Origin of the sequence: Nostoc sp. (genome assembly GCF_036917655.1) — a bacterium.
GTDB lineage: Bacteria > Cyanobacteriota > Cyanobacteriia > Cyanobacteriales > Nostocaceae > Nostoc.
Genome location: NZ_JBALCY010000077.1, coordinates 52523 through 72926, shown reverse-complemented (window position 1 = coordinate 72926; position 20404 = coordinate 52523). Strand labels below are relative to the sequence as shown.

Below are 20404 nucleotides of genomic sequence, written 5' to 3'. Positions count from 1 at the left end.
TCATACACAACATGATTATTTTGTACAGTGCGTAAGTCCTAAGATAATTCAGACGAGCCAGAGTGAAATAAAAAGCCCCTGGTGTCAACCAGGGGTATCCATCTTTATTCCCACATATTAGAATCGCATCTGTAAAGTTATAGGAAATCCGTAGTAATAGCATTACTACATAAAATTGATGCTTATTTTGCAATCAGCTAGTTAGATAGGAATTTACCTAGCATTATGGATAAGAGTGATGTCTATGACGGGCTACGCCTACGCTTTTTTCTCTTCAAAGGAGAAGAAATTAAGTGTTCTTAGGTAGTTGCACAGTAAACAAACTACCTTTACCTATTTCAGAGGCGACCTGGATAGTTCCTGCGTGCGCTTCTACAATCCGGTGGGATAGATGTAGCCCTAAACCACTACCTGAGCGTTTATTTTTGCCTTGGCGAAATCGCTCGAAAATTGTTGCCTGATCTTCTGGCGCAATCCCATATCCTGTATCTTGGATCTCAATTGTTACCGAATCTGGATTTCGTGGATTAGGTGATGTTTCAAAAATGCGAATTGTTATGCCTCCTGTATCTGTAAATTTGATAGCATTTGCGATTAAGTTGTTTAGCACCCGGCGTAGTTCCAAGCGATCGCCCATAATAATACCAGGGCTTTTACTCAGTGGTTCTAATTCACGGGTATCTATTTCCAGAGTCAAGCCTTTTTCACTAGTTAGAGGACTTAGTTCGCTCACTACTTCTTGAGATATCTCACGTAAATCGCATATCTCCCAATTCAACGTTTTTTTACCTGCCTCGAAGCGATAAACTTCTAGGAGGGTGTTCACCATTTCCATCAAATTTTGGTTACTGCGAATCATAACTGCGATCGCCTGTTTCATTTCCGGCGAAATTTTGCAGAATGTTTCCATCTCAAACAAATTCAACATGCGATCGGAAGCTACTAGGGGAGTTCGCAAATCATGAGTCAGACGGGAAACAAAATCTTCCCGTTGACGGGCCATTTTTTGTTGTTCGTCCAGACTGTGCTTGAGACGTAGCAGCGATCGCACCCTTGCCAGTAGTTCATCAGTATCAAATGGTTTACGAATAAAATCGTCAGCACCAGCATCCAAACCTTCGACAACGCTCGATTCGTGAAAGGCAGTAATCAACAGAATTGGAATATAACTAATTGCTGGATTATTCCGAATCCGACGTGTGACTTCATAACCATCTATCCCCGGCATCATCACATCTAACAAAATCAGATCGGGTGGAGATTGTTCAACTTGCCGCAAAGCCTTTATTCCATCTGAAACCAAATTAATTTCATATCCCTCACTTTCTAAAATTGCTTGAACCAAAATGAGATTATCTGGAGTATCGTCAACTGCGAGGATACGATAAATTTTATTATTTTCAACTACAGACATGATTTATCAACTTTTATCAGTTTTTTTGGAAGTAATTTATAGTTTAAATTTCGGATATCCTATTGGTGCTTGCCTAGCTTTAGAAGATGAATGATGCGGATTTTTAGCAGAGGATAAAACCCCCTTGTCATCTAACTGTAAAGCTGGAGGATCGGCTGCTCCAGTCGATAATGTAATTTGACGCGGCAATTCAATTTTAAACATTGAACCGATCCCCAATTTGCTCTCAAGAAATATTTTGCCGCCCATCATTCTTACCAACGAATCTATAATTGCCAAACCCAAACCAGTGCCTGGATATTTGCGAGTGATAGTTTGATCGACTTGCCGAAATGCTTCAAAAATACGTTTAAAATCTCTGGGTGCTATGCCAATACCTGTATCCCGAACAGTAATTACCACTCGATTTGCAGGTAGTTCTTTAACCTCAACCCAAATCTCACCACATTCGGTGAACTTAATGGCGTTGGAGAGCAGGTTAATTAAAATCTGTTTGATCCGAACTGGATCATTAAATACCAAACTATTTTGCAAATCGGTTTGCACTAACAATGATAGATTTTTGGCATCGGCTAGGGAATGCATTTCACCTACAGCGATATTTATTACCTTTGATACATCAAATATTTCCGCCTTTAAGTCTAATCGTCCTACCTCCAGCTTAGAAAAGTCGAGAACTTCATTCAGCAGCATCAGCAAATGTTTCCCATTATTCAAAATGCGCTCAACCATATCTTCTTGCTGATGCGTTAGTTGACAGAACTTAGGACGCAGCAGTATCTGTGAAAATCCAATAATCGCATTCATCGGCGTTCTGAGTTCGTGGGACATAGTTGCCAAAAAATGTGATTTTAGCTGTGATGCCTCCGATAGCTTGGAGTTTTGCATTTGAATCTGTTGCTGTTGTCTCTCCAATTCTTGGTTCTTACGAATGAGTTGTTCATGACTTTCTCTAAGGTGCTGGTTTGCTAAAGCTGCCTGCATTTCAGCCCGATAAACCCGAATTGCACTCCGCAAAACCTGTGCTAAATTTTCTGGGGATATCCTAGACTTAAAGAGACAGTCTGTAGCACCAGCTTTGATTAATTGGACAGCAATTTGTTCATCTCCTTGACCAGTTAAGACTATTAAAGGAACTTTAATTTCCGAAGAACGTAGCTGTTGAATCAAGGTTAGTCCATCCTGGTTTAGTAAGCGATAGCCGAGGAAAACACAATCATAGGCAGTAGCGCTTAAGGCAGAAAAGGCATCATTGCCATCGCTTACTTCAGACAGTTCCATTTGAACACCTGCTTCAGTCAGGGCACAACGGACTGCTATCCGGTCTACTTCGTCATCGTCAACAACCAAAATTTTTAGCGTCTTTTCCATCGGTTTTTATTTTCGCCGCCAAACATAGGTTGATGTATAACATTTCTCTTTTCAGATTATCCAACTAATAGAATATAAGATTTTCGGACATCTAAAAATCTGTAACTTGATTGACTAAGGCATTTCGCACAATATCCAATACTTGTTGAGCGTTGCCATCATTTCCACAAGATGAACCGGGTTAATAATATTAATTTTCTTGAATGCCTGCTTGACATTAATCACATCAATTTCATCGTCCTCCACTAGTAGTATGTTAATCACTCTTCCGGGCATTTCCTTGGTTTAAATTCAGTCTGTTGTATCCTCAATCTGGTTAATAAACCAGAGGATTGAAATTAAACTCCTAGCAAATGACCAATGGCTTTCAAAAAATTAGCAATTAACAAACCGAAAACTCTTGCTTTGAAGACAGCAAACAGAGCTGATATAAAGTAAGATAAAATACTTTACTAAGCTTAAAACAATTGTAAATGAGTGAGCAAGCGACCGTCGTCAGCCATTGGTGAGAGTTGCATACCATTATCGTGTACCATAAGCTTGAGCAATTTTACCCATCAGATTGGTTAGACTAGGTAAATAAGAAAGTACTGCCTATACCTATTTGTGAATCTGAAGTAATCTACCTACTGGAATTTCGACAATTTTATTAACGATCGCCAGACTTGTGTTAGTATTTTCCTGGTGATCGCGGTCTTCCACTGTACGGAAAATTACAAATACCTTCTGGTGAAGATCATTGAGCTTGACTTTTCACGTTATGTGGAAAAACCAACATAAAGACCTAACCCTTGAGCAAGCTTCCCTATAAGGATTGGGCGAAAATTCAAAGCCTCCCTCCTTCTAAGAGATAGGTCTTCCACATCCGGTGAAAAGTCAGACCAACAAGCTTCCCACAAAGGACAACGAATTACTTTGCTGCTGGTGATTCCACCAAATTTTAACGCCGTCTGATTCGCTTCCATAAGGATGCCCATCAGCTCCATCAATCCGATGAATTCAAAGGTCTGGTTAAAAATAGCTCGAAATCTTCGTTCACTTTCTCGTAAGAAACTTTGACCCTTTGTAATTTATCCATTTTTGAAAGCTTTATATTATACAATACAAGAGTAATTAACTAATGGAACATGGCAACTCAAAGCTGAATTCTAAATAAGAGGGAGCAATTTGGCATTCGTCTCAATATTTCATACTTTTTGTGCAAGTATCTATATATCTCCAGCTAGATTTGTCCTCTATCCAAATAGAAAAAAACCAGGTGGTTCTTATCTCTATCGGTGGATGCAGACTGGTTGAAATATCATCTATCTTTAGTTAGGGAAAATAACAGATAGCGCTTACAAAAGGTCATACTTTAAAAGAGGCAAATAGCGTAAGAGTGAGTGTAGCAATGAATGAAATTAGTATTATTTTAATTGAAGATCATGACTTAACGCGAATGGGGCTACGAGCGGCATTACAGTCTCACAGTGCATTGAAAGTAATTGGCGAAGCGGCAAATGCTACCCAAGGATTAAAACTTTTAGAAACTGCAAAGCCAGATGTAGCTGTTATAGACATCGGTTTGCCTGACATGGATGGCATTGAACTCACCCGTAAATTCAAACGCCACCAAGCTGAAACTGGGCAAACGACAACGAAGATTCTGATCCTGACAATGGATCACACAGAGGATGCTGTACTTGCAGCTTTCGCAGCGGGTGCTGATTCTTATTACATGAAAGAAACAAGCATCAGTAAATTAACGGAAGCGATCCAAGCAACTCACGGCGGTAACTCTTGGATTGATCCGGCAATTGCCAACGTGGTATTGCGGAAGATGCGGCAAGGTATTCCTGGAGAGAGCCAAAGTTCTGACAAGCCGAAGACTGTAAAAATTGAGGCGCTGGCGTCAGAATACGAGCAAGTATTGGAAACATACCCTCTGACTCAACGGGAACTGGAAATCCTAGAGTTGATTGTAGCTGGGTGTAGCAATGGGCAAATTGCCGAGAAACTCTACATTACAGTTGGTACTGTGAAGACCCATGTTCGCAATATTCTAAATAAACTATGTGCCGATGACCGGACTCAAGCTGCTGTGAGGGCCCTACGTTCTGGGTTGGTGGCGTGAGGAGTGCTGAGTGCTGAGTGCTGAATGAGGGAGTGAGGAAGTGGGGGAAATGAGGAAGATTAACCAATGCCCAATGCCCAATACAACTCTTGGAGAGGCTGCGCCAACGGCTTACCTCGGCTTTGCTACTTCGACGCCGCTCAGTACAAGTGCCCAATGCCCAATGCTCAATACCCATTCAAAATCGTTGCTGTAAACATTCTGCAATGCGTAGTGCTGCACCTTGTTTTCCCATGCGTCGCAGACCATTTTCGGCAATAATTTGCAAAATATCAGGATCTTTGAATAGGGACTGGACTATCTTGGCAACTTCTGCTGGCTGCTCGACTAAAATCAAAGATGAGCCTAAATGACGACTTTGAGCTTCAGCAAAGGCAGGGTTATATTGGGGCCCATTACCGGGAATCGCGATCGCAGGTTTCCCTAAACCGATAAACTGTTCTGTGGCTGTACCTGCCATTGCGATCGCTAAATCTCCCAAATGCAAGCAGTCGTTATAAGCTTGTTGTGTGAGCAGGAGATATGCATTTTTTTGTTTAAATGTCAAAATATTTGGATCGGGAAGTTGGATAGGAGATGCTGATTCAGTGCGCCAGCCTTGGGATTGCACACTTTGGGATAAAATATTAGAGTCTAAACCAGGAGCGATCGCACCTAAAAACACCACTGTGCCAGAAGTGTAAAAGACTGAATCTCGCTCCTGGAAACTTGCCATCAATGCAGATACAGCAATCATAATTGTTTCCCAGTTGGTGTACGCCTCTGGCGGACGGGAACCAGGTAAAAGAGTCACCATTAAAGGTCGAACTGTCTCTTGCTGTTGACTATCTCGACTATAAAATTGTTGGCGTGAAAAGCTTGGTTGCAGACCATCCATCATGGGATTACCCAAATCAAAAGCGGGAATTGGCCATTGTTTTAATGTTTCCGTCGTCAGTGCATCTCTAGGGAACACCGCCTTACAACGGCGACGACTCATTAACCAACGTTCCCAAGGATGGTAAACTGAACCGGAAAAGTTTTCCCAACGCGCACCTTGGGATTTCCGTGGTAATAATCCAGCTTCATCTCGCACATAATATTCAGATTTTGCCGTACCCACAAAAGCATAATTAGCGCCACTGAAAGTTGCAAACAACAGCGGGACAATATCTCCCACTGCTAAAATTGCTCTTTTATTACCTACTTTTTTTTGATAACTCACCCAACGGCGCACAGCTTTAATCTGGCTGAGGGTAAGTTGCAATAAACCACCACGTACATCTCGCACTAATTGGCGGCTATCCATATAAATAAAGCCGCCAGAAGGCATAGTGCGGACTGAACCGATGAGGGGGATATGTAACTGTTGGTAAGCACGTCCTTCACCCACCAGAGGCAAAGCAAAGATTTGTGGTGGGTTTGATTGTCGTTGGAGTTCTTGCAAAATCCGAACTGCAATTACATCTTCCCCATGACCATTACTTAATACAAGTAACTGCAAAGGAGAAGTTGCAGCTTGCGAGTTAGAAGCTAGAGATAACCGAGATACATTACTCATAAGAAACAAAACATCAAAATTAACTGTCTGTTGGGGTAAGAGGTATAAATAGGGAAATCGGCGAAGAAGCTGGAAGTTAGTATTATCCCTATTCGCTAGCGTCTCTACAACTAACTCCCAGTTAATTAGGTTAAATATTATGCGAGTTTCTGCTACTGCAATTTTTACTTTAGCTACTTTAGCTGCTGGCAATGTCACTCAGCAAGCAACGGCTGCACCTGCTAAAACCGTTACTCCAATTGCAAAAGCTGGTAACTTGGTGGTGCCGATAATTGAAGACACTCCCGCACGGGTAGAGACAATTGCTTCCCCAGAAACTATAGTTGCACAACAATTTTCCCAAAATCCCGTCGTCGGACAAACAGGTGCAAACAAAAATTCCCCAGTAGTCTTAGAGTCAGCCCAAAAGGAAAATTCCCAAGTCATCCTCCCCATCTCCCCTATAGCCAAACCAACTCTCAAGCCGCCTGCTGAAAACAAGGAGACAAATATAGTAGACAAGGGAAACTTTTCCATAACACTCCCCACTTCTGGTCTTTCCCCTTCATCCCCCAAAACCCCTGCTAATGAAAGCGATTTAGTAGTCACAGCTACAGATGTACAGGTGGTGGGAGCAAATCTGGAATTGCAGGAGATTATTCGCAAGGTAATTAAAACCCAAGTTGGTGGAGAAACCAGTCAAAGCCAGCTACAAAAAGATGTAGCTGCAATTTTGGATACAGGTTTATTTAGCAGTGTCAGTGTGAATAACCGCAGCACATCGGCTGGATTGAATGTAGTATACCAAGTGCAACCAGTGATTGTGCGAGCGCTGCAACTATCTGGTGCTAAAGTCCTCACCTACCAAGTAACCCAACAACGTTTGCAATCTCAGATTGGAACCACCATCAGTCCTGCTGGACTCCAGCAAGCAGTGGCAGAAATTAACAAGTGGTACGCTGACAATGGTTATAACTTGGCACGGGTGCTATCAATTAAACCCAGTCGTGCAGGCATCCTCACTGTGAATGTTGCTGAAGGTTTGGTAAGTGATATCAAATTTCGCTTTGTCAACGATGAGGGCCAAACTGTTGATGGCAAAGGTAATCCCGTAGGAGGACGCAGCAAACCAGATTTCCTGCAACAGCAACTCAAATTGAAACCTGGTCAAATCTTCCAAGAAAATGTAGTTAAACAAGATATACAACAGCTATATCGGACTGGTTTATTTGAGACTGTAAATGTTGCCTTAGAAGGAGATGCGACAAAACTTGATTTAGTCTACCAACTCAAAGAAACTGGAGCGCGTGGTGTTAACTTGGGTGGTAGTTACAATGCTGATCAAGGATTAGTAGGCACAATCAGCTATCAAGATCAGAATGTCGGCGGTATTAATGATACTTTAGCTGTAAATGTTGGTGTAAGTAGCCGAGACTTACAGTTTGATACCAAATTAATCAGTCCTTATCGGACAACTAGCCCCGATCGCTTAGGCTACACTGTGAATGGTTTTCGTAGTCAGGAACTTTCGGAAACTTTTGATGACAAGATTAAGCTAGCTAACGGCGACAAAGTGCGGGAAGGCAAAATTGGTGGAGGTATCAGCTTTCAGCGACCAATTGATGACTGGAATACCTCATTAGGATTTAACTATACCCGAACTAGTATTCGCGATCGCCAAGGTAATATTACCCCAACTGACGCTCAAGGGAATCCTCTCTCTGCGAGTGGAACTGGCGTTGACGACCTAACTACCGTATCCTTCACCGCCACCAAAGACCAACGAGATAATCCCCTCAACCCAACTCAAGGTTCTCTTCTGAGTTTGAGTACAGAGCAATCTGTGCCCATCGGTCAAGGTAATATTTCCCTAAATCGCCTTAAAGCCAATTACAGCAAATATTTACCAGTGCAGTTATTTAACAGCAAACAGCCACAAGTGTTTGCTGTGAATCTCCAAGCTGGTACCGTCCTTGGTAATTTACCGCCTTACGAAAGCTTTAACTTGGGTGGTTCCAACTCAGTGCGCGGTTACGATTCTGGAGATGTTGGGAGTGGTCGCAGTTATGTCTTAGCTTCCGCAGAATATCGTTTCCCTGTCTTACCAATCGTAGGTGGTGTATTGTTTGCCGATTTTGCCTCAGACTTAGGCTCTGGTGATACTGTATTAGGAGATCCTGCGGGTGTGCGAGGCAAACCAGGTTATGGTTTTGGTTATGGGGCTGGAGTGCGCTTAAATTCACCACTAGGCTTAATTCGGGCTGATTATGGCATTAATGACCAGGGAGAAAGCAAGGTGCATTTAGGCATCGGTCAACGGTTTTAAGAAAATAAGAATTCAGAGTTTTAACCCGGATTTCTCCGAAAAAAGAGGAGTCAAAACTGTCCGTTCGCTCATTTTCTGCACCAACATCTAAACTATGTCTAAAGGACTGACAAAAAATAAATTATCCCAAATATTTGTACATTTATAAGGGAGCAAGACCTTGCGCCCCGACGATGGGATGTTTTTTAACTGGAAGTCCCTAAGTAAGTAGACTTGAATAATTAAAGGTTTGTAGTAAGGGCTGAAGCCGCTTACTAAGCTGTTCCACATTTAAACTGCATATGCTGGGCGGGCAAGATGCCTACCCCACAAGAGTTTAGGACTTACGCAGAAGAGATCCCCCAACCCCCTCAAAAAGTTGGCTCTTTCAGATCCCCCCTAAAAAAGCTACGGTGTACACACAAGTCCTAAAAACCTAGCTTGAATTAGGCTTGACTCGTTCCCATGCTCTGCATGAGGAATGCATTCATTGAGTCTCTGACTCAATATCTGACTGGAGGCAGCAGCCTCTAATCAACCATTCCTAGCTTTGCATGGGAACGAGAGAACAAGGAGAAATGAGAAATCGAGCTTTTTTCGACTTGTGTGTACACCGTAGCCCTAAAAAAGGGGAGCCAGCCCGGTCTTCTCCCTACAGCCCTTCTCCTAAAGGAGACGCTCTTGCGAACGGGCATCCTACGGCGGGCGCTACTCCCAATGTGAGAAGGGGAGACGATGCCGCGCATAGCGCAGCCTTAGCGAGTCCGCGTTCGCGCAGCGTCTCGTAGAGAGCGTCTGGGGTTTCCCCAAGTGGAGCGACTGGCGTGGGTTAGGGGGGATCGAGGTTTCAGGTTTTCAGTGTGTAAGTCCTAGAGTTATGTTTAATTCGATTATGCAAATTAGATGTTTTTTAGCTTACGAGCCAATTTGATTAATTTACATTGCGTAACATTGTTTTAGGCGCTCTGCTGTGCGGCGCTCTGGACAGATTCTAAATCAACATTTAGCTGTTGAGCAATCTGCTCCACGCTCATTCCCGTTTTTAGTAACAGGGGGACTGTAACTTTCAACATTTCAGTTTTCTGTTCTTCCCGACCCTCAGCTTTCGCTTCCTGATAAACCCTTGTTTGCTCTAACAACATTTCAGCTTTCTGTTCTTCCCGACCCTCAGCTTTCGCTTCCTGATAAACCCTTGTTTGCTCTAAAGTCAGTCCTAGCATAGCTTCCACTTCCTCTCTACTCAAAGATGAAAACTTGTAAACAGCAATTGTGGTAATGATATCTATTATTTCGTTTTTCGACAGTGCATCCTTTGACTCTAATTGTACCCGCTTGATTAATTGCTTTGCTTGCTGTGCGATCGCTTTCTCTGAGGCGATTGTCAATTGCATTAAATTGACGCCTATTGATTGCTGATTGGCAGTGCCCAATTCGTCCAGATAAATTCGCTGCACTTGGTCGCTGTTCAAAAATAATCGATGAGTTCTTGTATCGCTAGGTTCCAAACTGCGTGATGAAAAAATTACGACACAATACCAGTCATCGTATTGAGACTGATTCCGGTTCAAATACATCATCGACTCGGTAAAGAAGCGATGATAAAGAGCTTCATCTTTCTGAAATTGAACTTCTGCAAAAAAGATAATTCTGGGTGTTGCACCCTCTGGAGGTAAAAAGACCCCATCAATCCGAAAGGTGGTTTCTTTTACCTCAACGGACTCAAACCGATAGTTCTGCGCCTGTTCAGTCTGGTAATCAACGAGTTCAAAAATAAACCAAGGAAATCGCTTAAAGATTTGGTAATAAATGGTGTCGCGTTTCACTAAAATATCTGAAATATACTGGTTATTAACTATTAAAGATTACTGAATTGGTATTCTAGAGCCAAGTCACTGAATTGCTCTTTGACATTTTAGCAAGTAGGTGTTAGTCATACTTCCTCCCTAACATCACGGACGTGGGAGAAAAATTGAGCCTGTTTCCTACTTCAGGATTTCTTGACTCCCGCGTTATCCTATAAAGATAAAACTGTTATGCTCATGGGGAGGTTTTTTCCACTTAGGGAATTCCAACAACCAAATCATCCCGTAAGATAGACAAGTGAAAACCCTGCCCTATATAAAGTATGGGAAAATTTTTTGGAAATCCCCTAAGACTCAGAACTCGCTAGTTATCTGCTCACTCAAGACTCAGGACTCTCTATGTTAGCAGGCACAATTTTGCAGGATGGAAAATATACCCTAATTCAAGAAATAGGGCGGGGTGGCTTTGGCATTACGTTTAAAGCTACGCATCACTACTTGGGTCAGGAGGTGGTGATGAAAACCATCAATGAACGGCTGCAACAACATCCTGATTTTGCAAAATTCGAGCGCCAATTCCAAGATGAAGCCAGACGATTAGCTACGTGTATCCACCCAAATATAGTCCGAGTCAGTGACTTTTTTGTGGAAGCTGGACTGCCTTACATGGTAATGGAATACATTCCTGGCGAAACCTTGGGAGACGCATTTGTATTACCAGGGATACCAATGCCAGAAGCCACAGCAATTCATTACATCTGGCAAATTGGGGCAGCCTTGCAGGTAGTACACAATAACGGTTTGCTGCACCGGGATATCAAACCAGATAATATCATCCAACGCCTTGGAACGCAGGAAGTAGTATTGATTGATTTTGGCATTGCCAGGGAATTTAATGGCGGTGTCAGACAGACTCACACGGGTCTGGTTTCTGAAGGCTATTCTCCAATTGAGCAGTATCTGACGCAAGCGCCGCGCACACCCGCCACAGATGTTTATGGTTTAGCCGCAACCTTGTATGCACTGTTGACAGCCCAGGTTCCTATGCCAGCATTATTGCGCGATCGCGAGCAAATGCCAGCCCCCCGCGAACTGCAACCACACTTGAGTGCTGCTGTCAACCAGGCGATAATGCGCGGTATGGCGGTGGAGTCTCGTTTTCGGCCAGCGACAGTTGCTGAGTGGTTACAACTGCTACCTGGAAATGGGGCGAATATGACACCGCAAGCCTTAGCTACTTACGCGGTGCCAACTGTCAATTTATCTGCCCAGCAAGCAGCAACTTTAATTGGGAAAACTTCCCAAAATCGCATTCATCGACTATCTGTGTTAGCGCAGCCCAACCCAGGCATCGCTAAGGAAAATGTACCGACTAAAAAGCTGGGGTCATCTAAGATATTTATGGGTATAGGTGTAGCCCTGGTTGCTGCTACAGCAGGTTTTGGCATCACTAGCATCTTACCCAAATCTCAGCCACAGCCAACCGCAAAGCCGCTTTTTGAACAGCCAACTAAAGAACCAGCCGCGAAAACACCTAGCTTCGAGAATGGTGAACAGACTAACACCACCTCAAGAACGGAATCAGCACCTGTTTCTAATTCCAAACAGCGGCGGCGTAATCGTCGTTCTTCCCCACAAGAAACTCCCAGCAGCCCTATACGAGAATTGCAACGCAGCGATTCCGAACAATCCACACCTTCACCTAGCGTTTCACCTACACCCTCGCTAGTGGAGAAACTACGGGCGATCCGGTCATCTCGTAGTGCTTCCCACGCACCATTACCACAAAAAAACTCACCCGCATCTAATCAGAATTCTACTTCCCCTCAACCGGTGAGTCCGTCAAATTCTGTGGTTATACCAGCAACGCCACCACTAGAATCCAAACAGTCAGATCCTTCTGCTGTAGTAGTACCAACGCTGGAAAAACAAAATTCACCGACTAATAGTCAACCCCAAAATAATCAGCAATCCAAGGAAAATCTCCAAGATGACAATAATTAGTCAATTTTAGATTTTGAATTTGGGATTTTGGTGAGTCAGGTGCTAACAGGGGTTTCCCGACTTATACTTATACGGTAAAGCAAAGCTGGGCCTAGGTCTTTGAATAGGAGAAGTGACTGGCGATCGCACAGCGTTATTTGCTATTGTGTACAACAATTTCCCCTTTCTGATTAATCTTCATCGGGTTTTTGGGAAAAGCTTGATTATTCAAATAACGCATAAGTCTTACAGTCTGAAAACGCTGATCAATATGAGGAATTCCCTGCCGATCCATCCGCACGCGGATAATATCTCCAACGGCTTTAATAGTAATAGTGTCTGGAAAGGTTTGTTGTTCTGTTATTGATGGCGTAAGTTCAGGGATAGCTAATGGAAATTGCACAGGCTTGGTAGGTGTAGTAGCAGCGTTTTATCGCTGTGATTGCCCAAGCCTGATCATGACTCCTATACTAATACCCAGATATAAACAGATGCTTATAAAACTAAATGAGAGCACTCTCCCCATGCTGCGATTTGCCATCGTTCACTCCTCACACGATGGCATTAATTTATCTCAAAAATCTCTGTGCGCGGTGTATATTTCAGTGTTTTTTGGGCAATATCTGACTAAGTAAACACGGAAATATAATCTCGTTACCGTTTATTCTCTCCAAAACTAGGTAACTTCTAGCTTAAATAATTGAAATGCTTACACAATAAGGAAAAACGGAGAGGGGGGGATTCGAACCCCCGTTGAGTTTCCCCAAAACGCATTTCGAGTGCGTCACCATCAACCACTCGGACACCTCTCCAGCTATGTCATTCACAGATTTGAGTATCTATTCTATATTCAAATGCCGTGAAGTAAGGGAAATCTTAGCGTATTTCCTATATTACTATAACATTATCGCTTTATCTGCGTAACGCAATGCTCCGAGAAGGCCAACGCCCAAACCCAAGAGATTTCACATCATCGTGGTTACTGTAATTATCTAGCGAGGCAATGACACCCAAAGATATTCTTCTGGTGCTGTTCGCCTCTGGTCTCGTAGAGAAGGCTGATCCTCAGATTGAGGTCAATTACTTACACCAACTAAAAATTACTCCACCCGATTGCTACGAATAAGTTTGCAAACGTTGGTCAGAATTTCAAACACCCTGTAATACCCTAAAACTTACTTTATTCATCAATGCTTAAGTCAAAATCAATCAACATTCCCAAACCAACTCGCTACCAAAATGCAGCGATAGATTATTACATGGGACTCACAGATTCCTCCTATCTCCATTACGGCTATTGGGAGCCACTACCTACGGCGGGTGAGGAATTGACCATAACTCGGATGCGTGCGGCTCAGGAAGCATATGCAGCCAAGCTTTTCAGTTTTATTCCAGAGGGGACAAAAACTGTGCTTGACGTAGGCTGTGGTATTGGTGGTAACGCAGCATATTTGTGCGCTCGCGGTTTCATTGTTGAAGGATTAGCACCCGATGCCATCCAACAAGAGAAGTTTATCAAGAATACCAACGGTCAAGTACCTTTCTACTTAACGAGATTTGAAGATTTTCACACCTCAAGCTCCTACGACCTAGTTCTATTCAGTGAAAGCAGCCAATATATTGCTGCTGACGATTTGGCTCAGGGTACAGCTCGTTTACTAAGTAATGGTAGCTACCTATTGCTTGCGGATATGATGCGTTCTGATGCTGGATATCGAGAGGGCATTTTTTCTAATTGTCACGTCGCTAGCGAGCTTCAAACAGCGTTGATGCAGGCTGGATTCAAGTTAATTAAGACTGAAGACATCTCTACCCAAATTGCACCAACGATTGACTTGTGTGTTGAGAACTTTCGTACTTTTGGACTGACTACCATCAAATATATTGCTGATGTTGTAGCGATCGCTCTCCCACCATTACACGCACTCGGTCGTTTAGCATTCAAACGCTGGCTGGAAAAGCCGATTGTCGAGGGGTTAGCAGCACGCACCATTTTTGATAATCATCTCTGTTATCAAATCCAACTCTGGCAGTTATCAATTCATCAGGTTAACTAAGATGACTGAATAATGATTAATTAATAATTCATAATTCATAATTTTGGGTACAGAGGAAATCAATTTATTGATGGATAAAAATAAATTATTCCTCAATCAATATCCTGCATTTATGAGCCATCTTGCTCCACTTGAGGTTTTCCCAAGTGGAGCAAGTGGCGTGTATGGGGTTTTAATTATGAATTGTTTTGACCTCTGATATCATGTCCGCATAATTAGTTATGATTCCCACAGTCATTGCACCCCTCCCCGCTCTTCGGGAGGGGAAACAAAGCGTAGCTTTGGCGGGGTGGGGTTCTTCGGGTTTAATAAGTAATTAAGCGGACATGATATGAAACAAATACCCAATATTGGCAACAAGCTTTTATGGACAAACATTCCATAAATGGGTAGCTTTGGGCGGGAATTAGCTTACAGTTTCTAACCCTAAGACTGACAATGTTCAAAGGTGCCGCTGCTACGCTCGTCGTAGACATCGCTCCTCTAAACGTCAAGGTATTATGTAGTCGAACATTGTGCAGCATACAGCTTGAGGTTTTGCATGAAAGTAGCAGTCTTTAGTACAAAAGCCTATGATCGGCAGTTTTTGTCAGATGCAAATTCTCCCACCCAACACGAGTTAGTGTTTTTTGAACCCCGTTTAAATCGGGATACCGCTATCCTCGCCGCCGGATTTCCGGCGGTTTGCGTATTTGTGCATGATCAGGTTGATGCCCCAACTTTAGAGCTTCTCGCCTCACGGGGAACTCGGCTGGTTGTCCTCCGCTGTGCAGGGTTTAACAATGTAGACTTACAAGCCGCAGCGGATTTAGGAATTACTGTTGTGCGCGTTCCTGCCTATTCACCCTACGGGGTAGCAGAACATGCCGTGGGATTGATTTTAAGTCTGAATCGCAAAATTCATCGTGCCTATAACCGTGTCCGAGAAGGCAATTTTTCCCTAGATGGACTGTTGGGATTTAATTTGCATGAGCGCACAGTGGGGATTGTCGGCACCGGCAAAATCGGTCTGATTTTAGGACAGATTATGAAGGGATTTGGCTGTCACCTACTCGCCTATGACGTTTATCGCAATCCAGAATTGGAGGCGCTAGGTGGAAAGTATGTAGAACTACCTGAGTTATTTGCCAACTCTGATATCATCTCCCTGCATTGCCCCCTGACTACCGAAACGCATCACTTGATTAACGCTCAGGCTATAGAGCATATTAAGTCAGGCGTGATGCTAATTAACACTAGCCGAGGAGCGCTGATTGATACCCAAGCAGTGATTGAGGGATTGAAGTCTGGTAAGATTGGCTATCTCGGTGTGGATGTCTACGAACAAGAATCGGATTTGTTCTTTGAGGATTTGTCTGGTGAAATTATTCAAGATGATATTTTCCAGCGTCTGACGACGTTCCCCAATGTACTGATTACCGGACATCAAGCCTTTTTTACAGCAGAAGCTCTCCACAATATTGCAGAAACAACTTTTGCTAATATTGCTGATGTTGAAAAGGGTCGTCCTTGTGCTAATGAAATTCGCGCTCAAGCGTCAGCTTAGGTAAAGGTTGGCGATCGCAAAGACTTTGGACTAAAATCACCAGTCAATCCTGATCATCGGGCAAATTCTCCATTTCCTCAGTAATTAGCGTCTGAAAATCTTCGTCACAATGATTATGCAGATGAATCGCAGCAGCTAGGAGTTCTGCGAGAATTTCAGCTTGTTGGTTAGCAGTTAAACTAGTTAACTGTAACTGGTTAACTAAGGCTTGTACTTTCAGGCATTCTGTACCTAATTCAGCAATCAAGGTACTGAGGGTTGAATTCGTGACTGCAAGAGGGCGATCGCTCATCTATAATATTCATTCTGAACGATAGGCAACGCGGAGACTTTGGACTAAAATCACCAGAGATGCGATCGCCATCAACCCACCCCAAAACCAGTAAGGTAAAAGCAAATACCGCTGCATTTGCGCTGTATCAGAAATTCCAAGGGGGCCAGCAGAGCTACTAAATAGATAATCGAGTTGATGGTACGTACTTACACAAGCTTGTACACCCAGAAATTGAATGACAAACCCTTGTGCCCAGCGAGGCGCTTTCAGGGCGATACCCAAGATTATTAAACCCAACAAGGGAATTGCCACCAATCCAAACCAGGAACGGACCCAAATTAATGTGGAAAACAGCAAAAAACTCCCTAAAATTTTCAAACAGAGGTTTGCTGCTTTAAAACTGCGGGAAGCTAGAATCAAAGCTGCACCGGCAAGAGGCGGCCCCATTGGCCCTGCTGCTGCCACCATTGCCGGGACAAATGGCCCCAATGACGACCGGATGCCATAAGTTGCGACACCGGAACCATTGCTAAAAATCTGCAATTTCTGAAACTGTCCCCCTAACAGGAGTGCCATTAAGCCGTGACCCATTTCATGAAACCAGGTTGCCAGAATTGTAAACGGATATAAGATATAATCACCTCCTGGTACTTGCCACAGTAAAGCAGTTGCGATCGCTGCTGCAATTAGCCAGGTTAGCCCCATACGTTCAACAACTAGCGGGGCTTCTTTGGTGAGCAAGGTTTCAAAATTTTTGCTTGGTTCCCTCATCGGTCACTTTCCTGAAGGTAATTACCCTAACTGCTGGAGTGTATTTTCATCCATCCTAGTGTAATTATTAAGGTAGTGGGGTTGCTGGGCAATGCAACAATTCGCACATCAAAGCGACGGCTGTAAACTATGGCGCGATCAAAAACAACATAGTTATCCGTCGCTTGTCTGATGCGGTTCATTTGTTTCTCCTCCAAAAGGATGTCGGAGGATGGGCAGAAAATGCCTAGACTGATATCACAATTAATCGAGAATCAGTTAAGCAAGTTGAAAGAGGAATGTCATTAAGTCTCCTTTACCCAAGCTGATGCGATCGCCCGGTCGCAAGCGGTGGCGATTCCCCGGTAAAAGCGGCAAATTATTAATGTAGGTGCCATTAGAACTACCCACATCCTCTACATAATGAGCATCTCCCTCGACGCGAATATCTGCATGAATCCGCGAGACAATTTCTGAATTGGGAAATCCGGAAACATCTATATCTGGGGGAATCCGGTCATTGAGCTTGCCGATATGAATCACAGAGAGATTTTGCGGCAATTCAATTAACTGATCGCTTTGAACGTGGATTAACCGCGCTGTAACCTGCTGTAATTGCGTTCTAGAAGCAGTTGCAGTTGGTGCTGGTGCTGCTGGCGGGGGTAGTTCGGCTTCAGAGGCTGGCGCTGGTTCCAAAGGTGGTGGAGTAGGAATACTTTGTCCAGAGACTACGGGTTGAGCTGCGACGGCTGGCGCTGGTTCTGGGGCGCTGTTTTCTGTAACAGGTACTTGTGGCGCTGCTGAGGGAACTGCGATCGCAGTTGGTGGTAAAGATGAGCTAGAGGGATGGGAGTTAGTAGAACCGCTAATTCCCAAGGCATCTGGTTCTAAAAGTTCTAACAGTGGATCGGGTGGAACTAACGCCGGTACTTCCACAGGAATATCGGGAGTAACTGTCGCAGCTACCGCAGTATGAACGTGTGGAACTCCTGCGGAGTGTAGGTTATAGCCACACTGACCACAGAATGCAGCATCTGCCTGCACAGTTGCCCCACAACTGGGACAGTTAGTAGTCGCGGGTAAGGGTGTATAGCAAGCTTCACACTGGACAGCGCCGTCAGGGTTGGGATGATTGCAATTAGGGCAGACGATCATCGATATTTAGCCTTTGTTCAAGATCATCATAAATATAGGTAGGACTGGCAAGCAGAGGGCGGCCCTAGCTTTAAATTCTAGCAATTACTGCTGATCAAACGATGAATTTTGGACACGGAGAAAGGAGCAGGGGGAGCAAGAATTTTAGATTTTAGATTTTGGATTTTAGATTGAAATTTAATCCCAAATTTAAAATCCAAAATCCAAAATTGAATTGCCCTGTTTGCCCCATTGTTCAATGTTGGAGTTCTAAACCTGCTGCCGCATCCAGCAGCCACCAAAGTTCTCCTTGGGGCTGAATTAAGCGGGATGGGTAAGTGAAGTCATCGGCTACAGGTGCAAAGACTTGCGCCAAAGCTGGTCGTTTATTAGCACCAGCAACCAGAAAAATCACGCTACGAGCAGAGTTGATGAAGGGGTATGTGAAACTTATCCGGGGGTTTCCGTCTTTGTTACCCACGGTAACTAGGCGATCGCGTACTTTGAGAGCCTCTGTGTGGGGAAACAAAGATGCGGTATGTGCATCATCACCCATTCCTAGTAATACTACATCTAACGAGGGAAACTCGACCCCAGAAGAATTGAAAAATTCTTTGATCTGTTGTTCATACTTAGCGGCAGCCTGTTCTGGATTGGCTTCTAAAGTTGGTACGGGGTGAATATTACCTGCTGGGATATCAACGTGATCTAGCCACGCCCGACGTGTCATCAGTTCATTGCTATCGGGATGATCTGGTGGTACGTAACGCTCATCCCCCCAGAATATATGAATTTTATCCCAAGGCAGTTTTTGATTAGCGATGGCTTCGTATAACGGTTTAGGTGTACTACCGCCAGATAAAGCGATGGTAAACCGCCCCCGCTGCTCAATGGCAGTTTCTAACTTGGACAAAATTAATTCTAGCGCTCGTGCAACCAGCGCTGGCTGATCCGGTAGAACTTCAACGGTTTTGTTCATGGCTTCATCATCATATTGCTGGCTTCCAGCAATACAATACCGAACTTATTACAATCCCCCTTTTTAACTTTTGAAACATTTAACATCGTGGATTAGGTAGGCTGGAAAAACACAGACGCTCATTATCACCTTCAACGGTAAGTTGTCAGTAGTCAGTCATACTAACTACTAACTATTCTGATGATTATTTTTATTTACACCCAGTTACTTGATACTTGGTTGATTAACGCTATAGAGGATACATTTATTAATTCTTATTAAAAATTAATAAAACTAATTAATCACAAACAGCGTTTCCCAGTCTGCGATCGCGTCGCGTTGGGCGATTAACAATTCCTGAATTCCTTTTTGGGCGACATCTAGTAGTTGATTCAACTGAGTGCGCCTAAAGCTGCCTTCTTCGGCTGTTCCCTGGACTTCAATGATTCCCAAGTGTTGATTCATCACCACATTAAAATCTACTGTTGCAGCTACATCTTCGATATAATTCAGATCCAAAAATGGCTCTCCCTCCAGTAATCCTACGGAAACTGCTGCTACCTGTCCACACAGAGGCGATCGCTCCAACACGCCCTCCTGCAACAATTTAGAAATCGCATGAGCCAACGCTACAAACGAGCCTGTAATCGCTGTTGTCCGAGTTCCAGCGTCTGCTTGCAACACATCGGCATCCACAGTTAGCGTGCGTTCTCCCAGTGCCTCAAAATCCACTGCTGCGCGTAAGCTACGGCCAATTAAACGTTGAATTTCTTGCGTCCGTCCAGATAATTTCAATAATTCCCTTTCTTGCCGTTTGTGCGTAGCAGATGGTAGCATCCGGTACTCAGCAGTTAACCAGCCTTTACCACTTCCTTCGAGAAACTTCGGAACCCCCTTATTAACGCTAACAGTACAAAGTACTTGAGTATCACCGCATCTTGCGAGAACAGAACCGGGGGCAAAGCGGGTGAAACTAGGGTAAAAGCTGATCGGACGTAGTTCGTAGGGAATCCGACCGTCAGGACGCTGCCAAGCCATTAGAGTTGCCTCAAGTTTTACAATACTGCCTTAAGGTTACCTTAGTGTTGCAAATCATTATTTTGGGGGCATTGGGCAATTCAATTTTGGATTTTGGATTTTAAATTTGGGATTAAATTTCAATCTAAAATCCAAAATCT

At 43.7% G+C, this 20404-nt stretch carries 18 protein-coding genes, 1 tRNA gene and 1 pseudogene; 6 read left to right on the top strand and 14 right to left on the bottom strand.

The window, feature by feature from the left end:
- Nucleotides 1-289: 289 nt before the first annotated feature.
- The 4 genes and pseudogenes from V7K30_RS30155 to V7K30_RS30140 all read right to left on the bottom strand — a co-directional run bounded on the left by V7K30_RS30155 (nt 290) and on the right by V7K30_RS30140 (nt 3855).
- Nucleotides 290-1414: a hybrid sensor histidine kinase/response regulator gene (locus V7K30_RS30155; RefSeq protein WP_335005678.1), complete on the bottom strand. Its 1125-nt coding sequence runs from the start codon at nt 1412-1414 to the stop codon at nt 290-292.
- 36 nt (nt 1415-1450) lie between these two features.
- Complete coding sequence (locus tag V7K30_RS30150; RefSeq protein WP_335005676.1) at nt 1451-2785, bottom strand: ATP-binding response regulator; 1335 nt, start codon at nt 2783-2785, stop codon at nt 1451-1453.
- Between the two features lie 168 nt (nt 2786-2953).
- Nucleotides 2954-3061 (bottom strand): annotated as a pseudogene (locus V7K30_RS34455) (response regulator); the annotation flags it as partial.
- Between the two features lie 482 nt (nt 3062-3543).
- Nucleotides 3544-3855 carry a PAS domain S-box protein gene (locus tag V7K30_RS30140; RefSeq protein ID WP_335005701.1) on the bottom strand — a complete coding sequence of 104 codons (312 nt, stop codon included), beginning with the start codon at nt 3853-3855 and terminating at the stop codon, nt 3544-3546.
- Between the two features lie 320 nt (nt 3856-4175).
- Here V7K30_RS30140 and V7K30_RS30135 point away from each other — a divergent pair, with 320 nt between their 5' ends.
- Nucleotides 4176-4898: a response regulator transcription factor gene (locus tag V7K30_RS30135; RefSeq protein ID WP_335005674.1), complete on the top strand. Its 723-nt coding sequence runs from the start codon at nt 4176-4178 to the stop codon at nt 4896-4898.
- Between the two features lie 178 nt (nt 4899-5076).
- Here V7K30_RS30135 and V7K30_RS30130 read toward each other — a convergent pair whose 3' ends face one another.
- Nucleotides 5077-6438: a lipid-A-disaccharide synthase-related protein gene (locus V7K30_RS30130; RefSeq protein WP_335005673.1), complete on the bottom strand. Its 1362-nt coding sequence runs from the start codon at nt 6436-6438 to the stop codon at nt 5077-5079.
- Between the two features lie 139 nt (nt 6439-6577).
- Here V7K30_RS30130 and V7K30_RS30125 point away from each other — a divergent pair, with 139 nt between their 5' ends.
- On the top strand, nt 6578-8743 hold the full coding sequence (locus V7K30_RS30125) for an outer membrane protein assembly factor (protein ID WP_335005671.1): 2166 nt from the start codon (nt 6578-6580) through the stop codon (nt 8741-8743).
- A 935-nt stretch (nt 8744-9678) separates the two neighbouring features.
- On the opposite strand, the gene V7K30_RS30120 is transcribed toward V7K30_RS30125, so the two are convergent.
- On the bottom strand, nt 9679-10545 hold the full coding sequence (locus V7K30_RS30120; protein ID WP_335005669.1) for an Rpn family recombination-promoting nuclease/putative transposase: 867 nt from the start codon (nt 10543-10545) through the stop codon (nt 9679-9681).
- Between the two features lie 378 nt (nt 10546-10923).
- Between V7K30_RS30120 and V7K30_RS30115 the strand changes: the two genes are divergently transcribed.
- Nucleotides 10924-12528, top strand: coding sequence for a serine/threonine protein kinase (locus V7K30_RS30115; protein WP_335005667.1), 1605 nt, complete (start codon nt 10924-10926; stop codon nt 12526-12528).
- Between the two features lie 133 nt (nt 12529-12661).
- Here the strand turns inward: V7K30_RS30115 and V7K30_RS30110 are convergent, their stop codons facing one another.
- Together V7K30_RS30110 and V7K30_RS30105 are read right to left on the bottom strand one after the other, a co-directional pair.
- The gene (locus tag V7K30_RS30110; RefSeq protein WP_335005665.1) at nt 12662-12910 is read right to left on the bottom strand and encodes a hypothetical protein; all 249 of its coding nucleotides are present in this window, start codon (nt 12908-12910) and stop codon (nt 12662-12664) included.
- 324 nt (nt 12911-13234) lie between these two features.
- Nucleotides 13235-13319, bottom strand: a tRNA-Ser gene (locus tag V7K30_RS30105).
- 378 nt (nt 13320-13697) lie between these two features.
- Between V7K30_RS30105 and V7K30_RS30100 the strand changes: the two genes are divergently transcribed.
- The 3 genes from V7K30_RS30100 (at nt 13698) to V7K30_RS30090 (ending at nt 16110) form a co-directional block, all read left to right on the top strand.
- On the top strand, nt 13698-14564 hold the full coding sequence (locus V7K30_RS30100) for a class I SAM-dependent methyltransferase (protein ID WP_335005661.1): 867 nt from the start codon (nt 13698-13700) through the stop codon (nt 14562-14564).
- A 70-nt stretch (nt 14565-14634) separates the two neighbouring features.
- Nucleotides 14635-14763 (top strand): hypothetical protein, encoded by a 129-nt coding sequence (locus tag V7K30_RS30095; protein ID WP_335005659.1) that lies wholly within the window; start codon nt 14635-14637, stop codon nt 14761-14763.
- Nucleotides 14764-15105: 342 nt separating this feature from the next.
- Complete coding sequence (locus V7K30_RS30090) at nt 15106-16110, top strand: 2-hydroxyacid dehydrogenase (RefSeq protein ID WP_335005658.1); 1005 nt, start codon at nt 15106-15108, stop codon at nt 16108-16110.
- A gap of 43 nt (nt 16111-16153) precedes the next feature.
- Here the strand turns inward: V7K30_RS30090 and V7K30_RS30085 are convergent, their stop codons facing one another.
- The 6 genes from V7K30_RS30085 to rph all read right to left on the bottom strand — a co-directional run bounded on the left by V7K30_RS30085 (nt 16154) and on the right by rph (nt 20264).
- Nucleotides 16154-16402: a hypothetical protein gene (locus tag V7K30_RS30085; RefSeq protein ID WP_335005656.1), complete on the bottom strand. Its 249-nt coding sequence runs from the start codon at nt 16400-16402 to the stop codon at nt 16154-16156.
- Between the two features lie 9 nt (nt 16403-16411).
- The gene (locus tag V7K30_RS30080; protein WP_335005654.1) at nt 16412-17155 is read right to left on the bottom strand and encodes a M50 family metallopeptidase; all 744 of its coding nucleotides are present in this window, start codon (nt 17153-17155) and stop codon (nt 16412-16414) included.
- 26 nt (nt 17156-17181) lie between these two features.
- Nucleotides 17182-17337 carry a hypothetical protein gene (locus V7K30_RS30075; protein WP_335005653.1) on the bottom strand — a complete coding sequence of 52 codons (156 nt, stop codon included), beginning with the start codon at nt 17335-17337 and terminating at the stop codon, nt 17182-17184.
- A 76-nt stretch (nt 17338-17413) separates the two neighbouring features.
- Entirely contained in the window at nt 17414-18289 is an 876-nt protein-coding gene (locus tag V7K30_RS30070; RefSeq protein ID WP_335005651.1) for an FHA domain-containing protein, read from the bottom strand.
- A gap of 235 nt (nt 18290-18524) precedes the next feature.
- Nucleotides 18525-19247 (bottom strand): 6-phosphogluconolactonase, encoded by a 723-nt coding sequence (pgl, locus tag V7K30_RS30065; RefSeq protein ID WP_335005649.1) that lies wholly within the window; start codon nt 19245-19247, stop codon nt 18525-18527.
- A gap of 273 nt (nt 19248-19520) precedes the next feature.
- Nucleotides 19521-20264 carry a ribonuclease PH gene (rph, locus tag V7K30_RS30060; protein WP_335005647.1) on the bottom strand — a complete coding sequence of 248 codons (744 nt, stop codon included), beginning with the start codon at nt 20262-20264 and terminating at the stop codon, nt 19521-19523.
- Nucleotides 20265-20404 lie beyond the last annotated feature (140 nt).

Coding starts and splice junctions, on each gene's coding strand:
- V7K30_RS30085 (WP_335005656.1), bottom strand. CDS start 16,402: ATGAGCGATCGCCCTCTTGCAGTCACGAATTCAACCCTCAGTACCTTG.
- V7K30_RS30125 (WP_335005671.1), top strand. CDS start 6,578: ATGCGAGTTTCTGCTACTGCAATTTTTACTTTAGCTACTTTAGCTGCT.
- V7K30_RS30080 (WP_335005654.1), bottom strand. CDS start 17,155: ATGAGGGAACCAAGCAAAAATTTTGAAACCTTGCTCACCAAAGAAGCC.
- V7K30_RS30095 (WP_335005659.1), top strand. CDS start 14,635: ATGGATAAAAATAAATTATTCCTCAATCAATATCCTGCATTTATGAGC.
- V7K30_RS30130 (WP_335005673.1), bottom strand. CDS start 6,438: ATGAGTAATGTATCTCGGTTATCTCTAGCTTCTAACTCGCAAGCTGCA.
- V7K30_RS30100 (WP_335005661.1), top strand. CDS start 13,698: ATGCTTAAGTCAAAATCAATCAACATTCCCAAACCAACTCGCTACCAA.
- V7K30_RS30075 (WP_335005653.1), bottom strand. CDS start 17,337: ATGAACCGCATCAGACAAGCGACGGATAACTATGTTGTTTTTGATCGC.
- V7K30_RS30090 (WP_335005658.1), top strand. CDS start 15,106: ATGAAAGTAGCAGTCTTTAGTACAAAAGCCTATGATCGGCAGTTTTTG.
- rph (WP_335005647.1), bottom strand. CDS start 20,264: ATGGCTTGGCAGCGTCCTGACGGTCGGATTCCCTACGAACTACGTCCG.
- V7K30_RS30070 (WP_335005651.1), bottom strand. CDS start 18,289: ATGATCGTCTGCCCTAATTGCAATCATCCCAACCCTGACGGCGCTGTC.
- V7K30_RS30155 (WP_335005678.1), bottom strand. CDS start 1,414: ATGTCTGTAGTTGAAAATAATAAAATTTATCGTATCCTCGCAGTTGAC.
- V7K30_RS30150 (WP_335005676.1), bottom strand. CDS start 2,785: ATGGAAAAGACGCTAAAAATTTTGGTTGTTGACGATGACGAAGTAGAC.
- V7K30_RS30115 (WP_335005667.1), top strand. CDS start 10,924: ATGTTAGCAGGCACAATTTTGCAGGATGGAAAATATACCCTAATTCAA.
- pgl (WP_335005649.1), bottom strand. CDS start 19,247: ATGAACAAAACCGTTGAAGTTCTACCGGATCAGCCAGCGCTGGTTGCA.
- V7K30_RS30135 (WP_335005674.1), top strand. CDS start 4,176: ATGAATGAAATTAGTATTATTTTAATTGAAGATCATGACTTAACGCGA.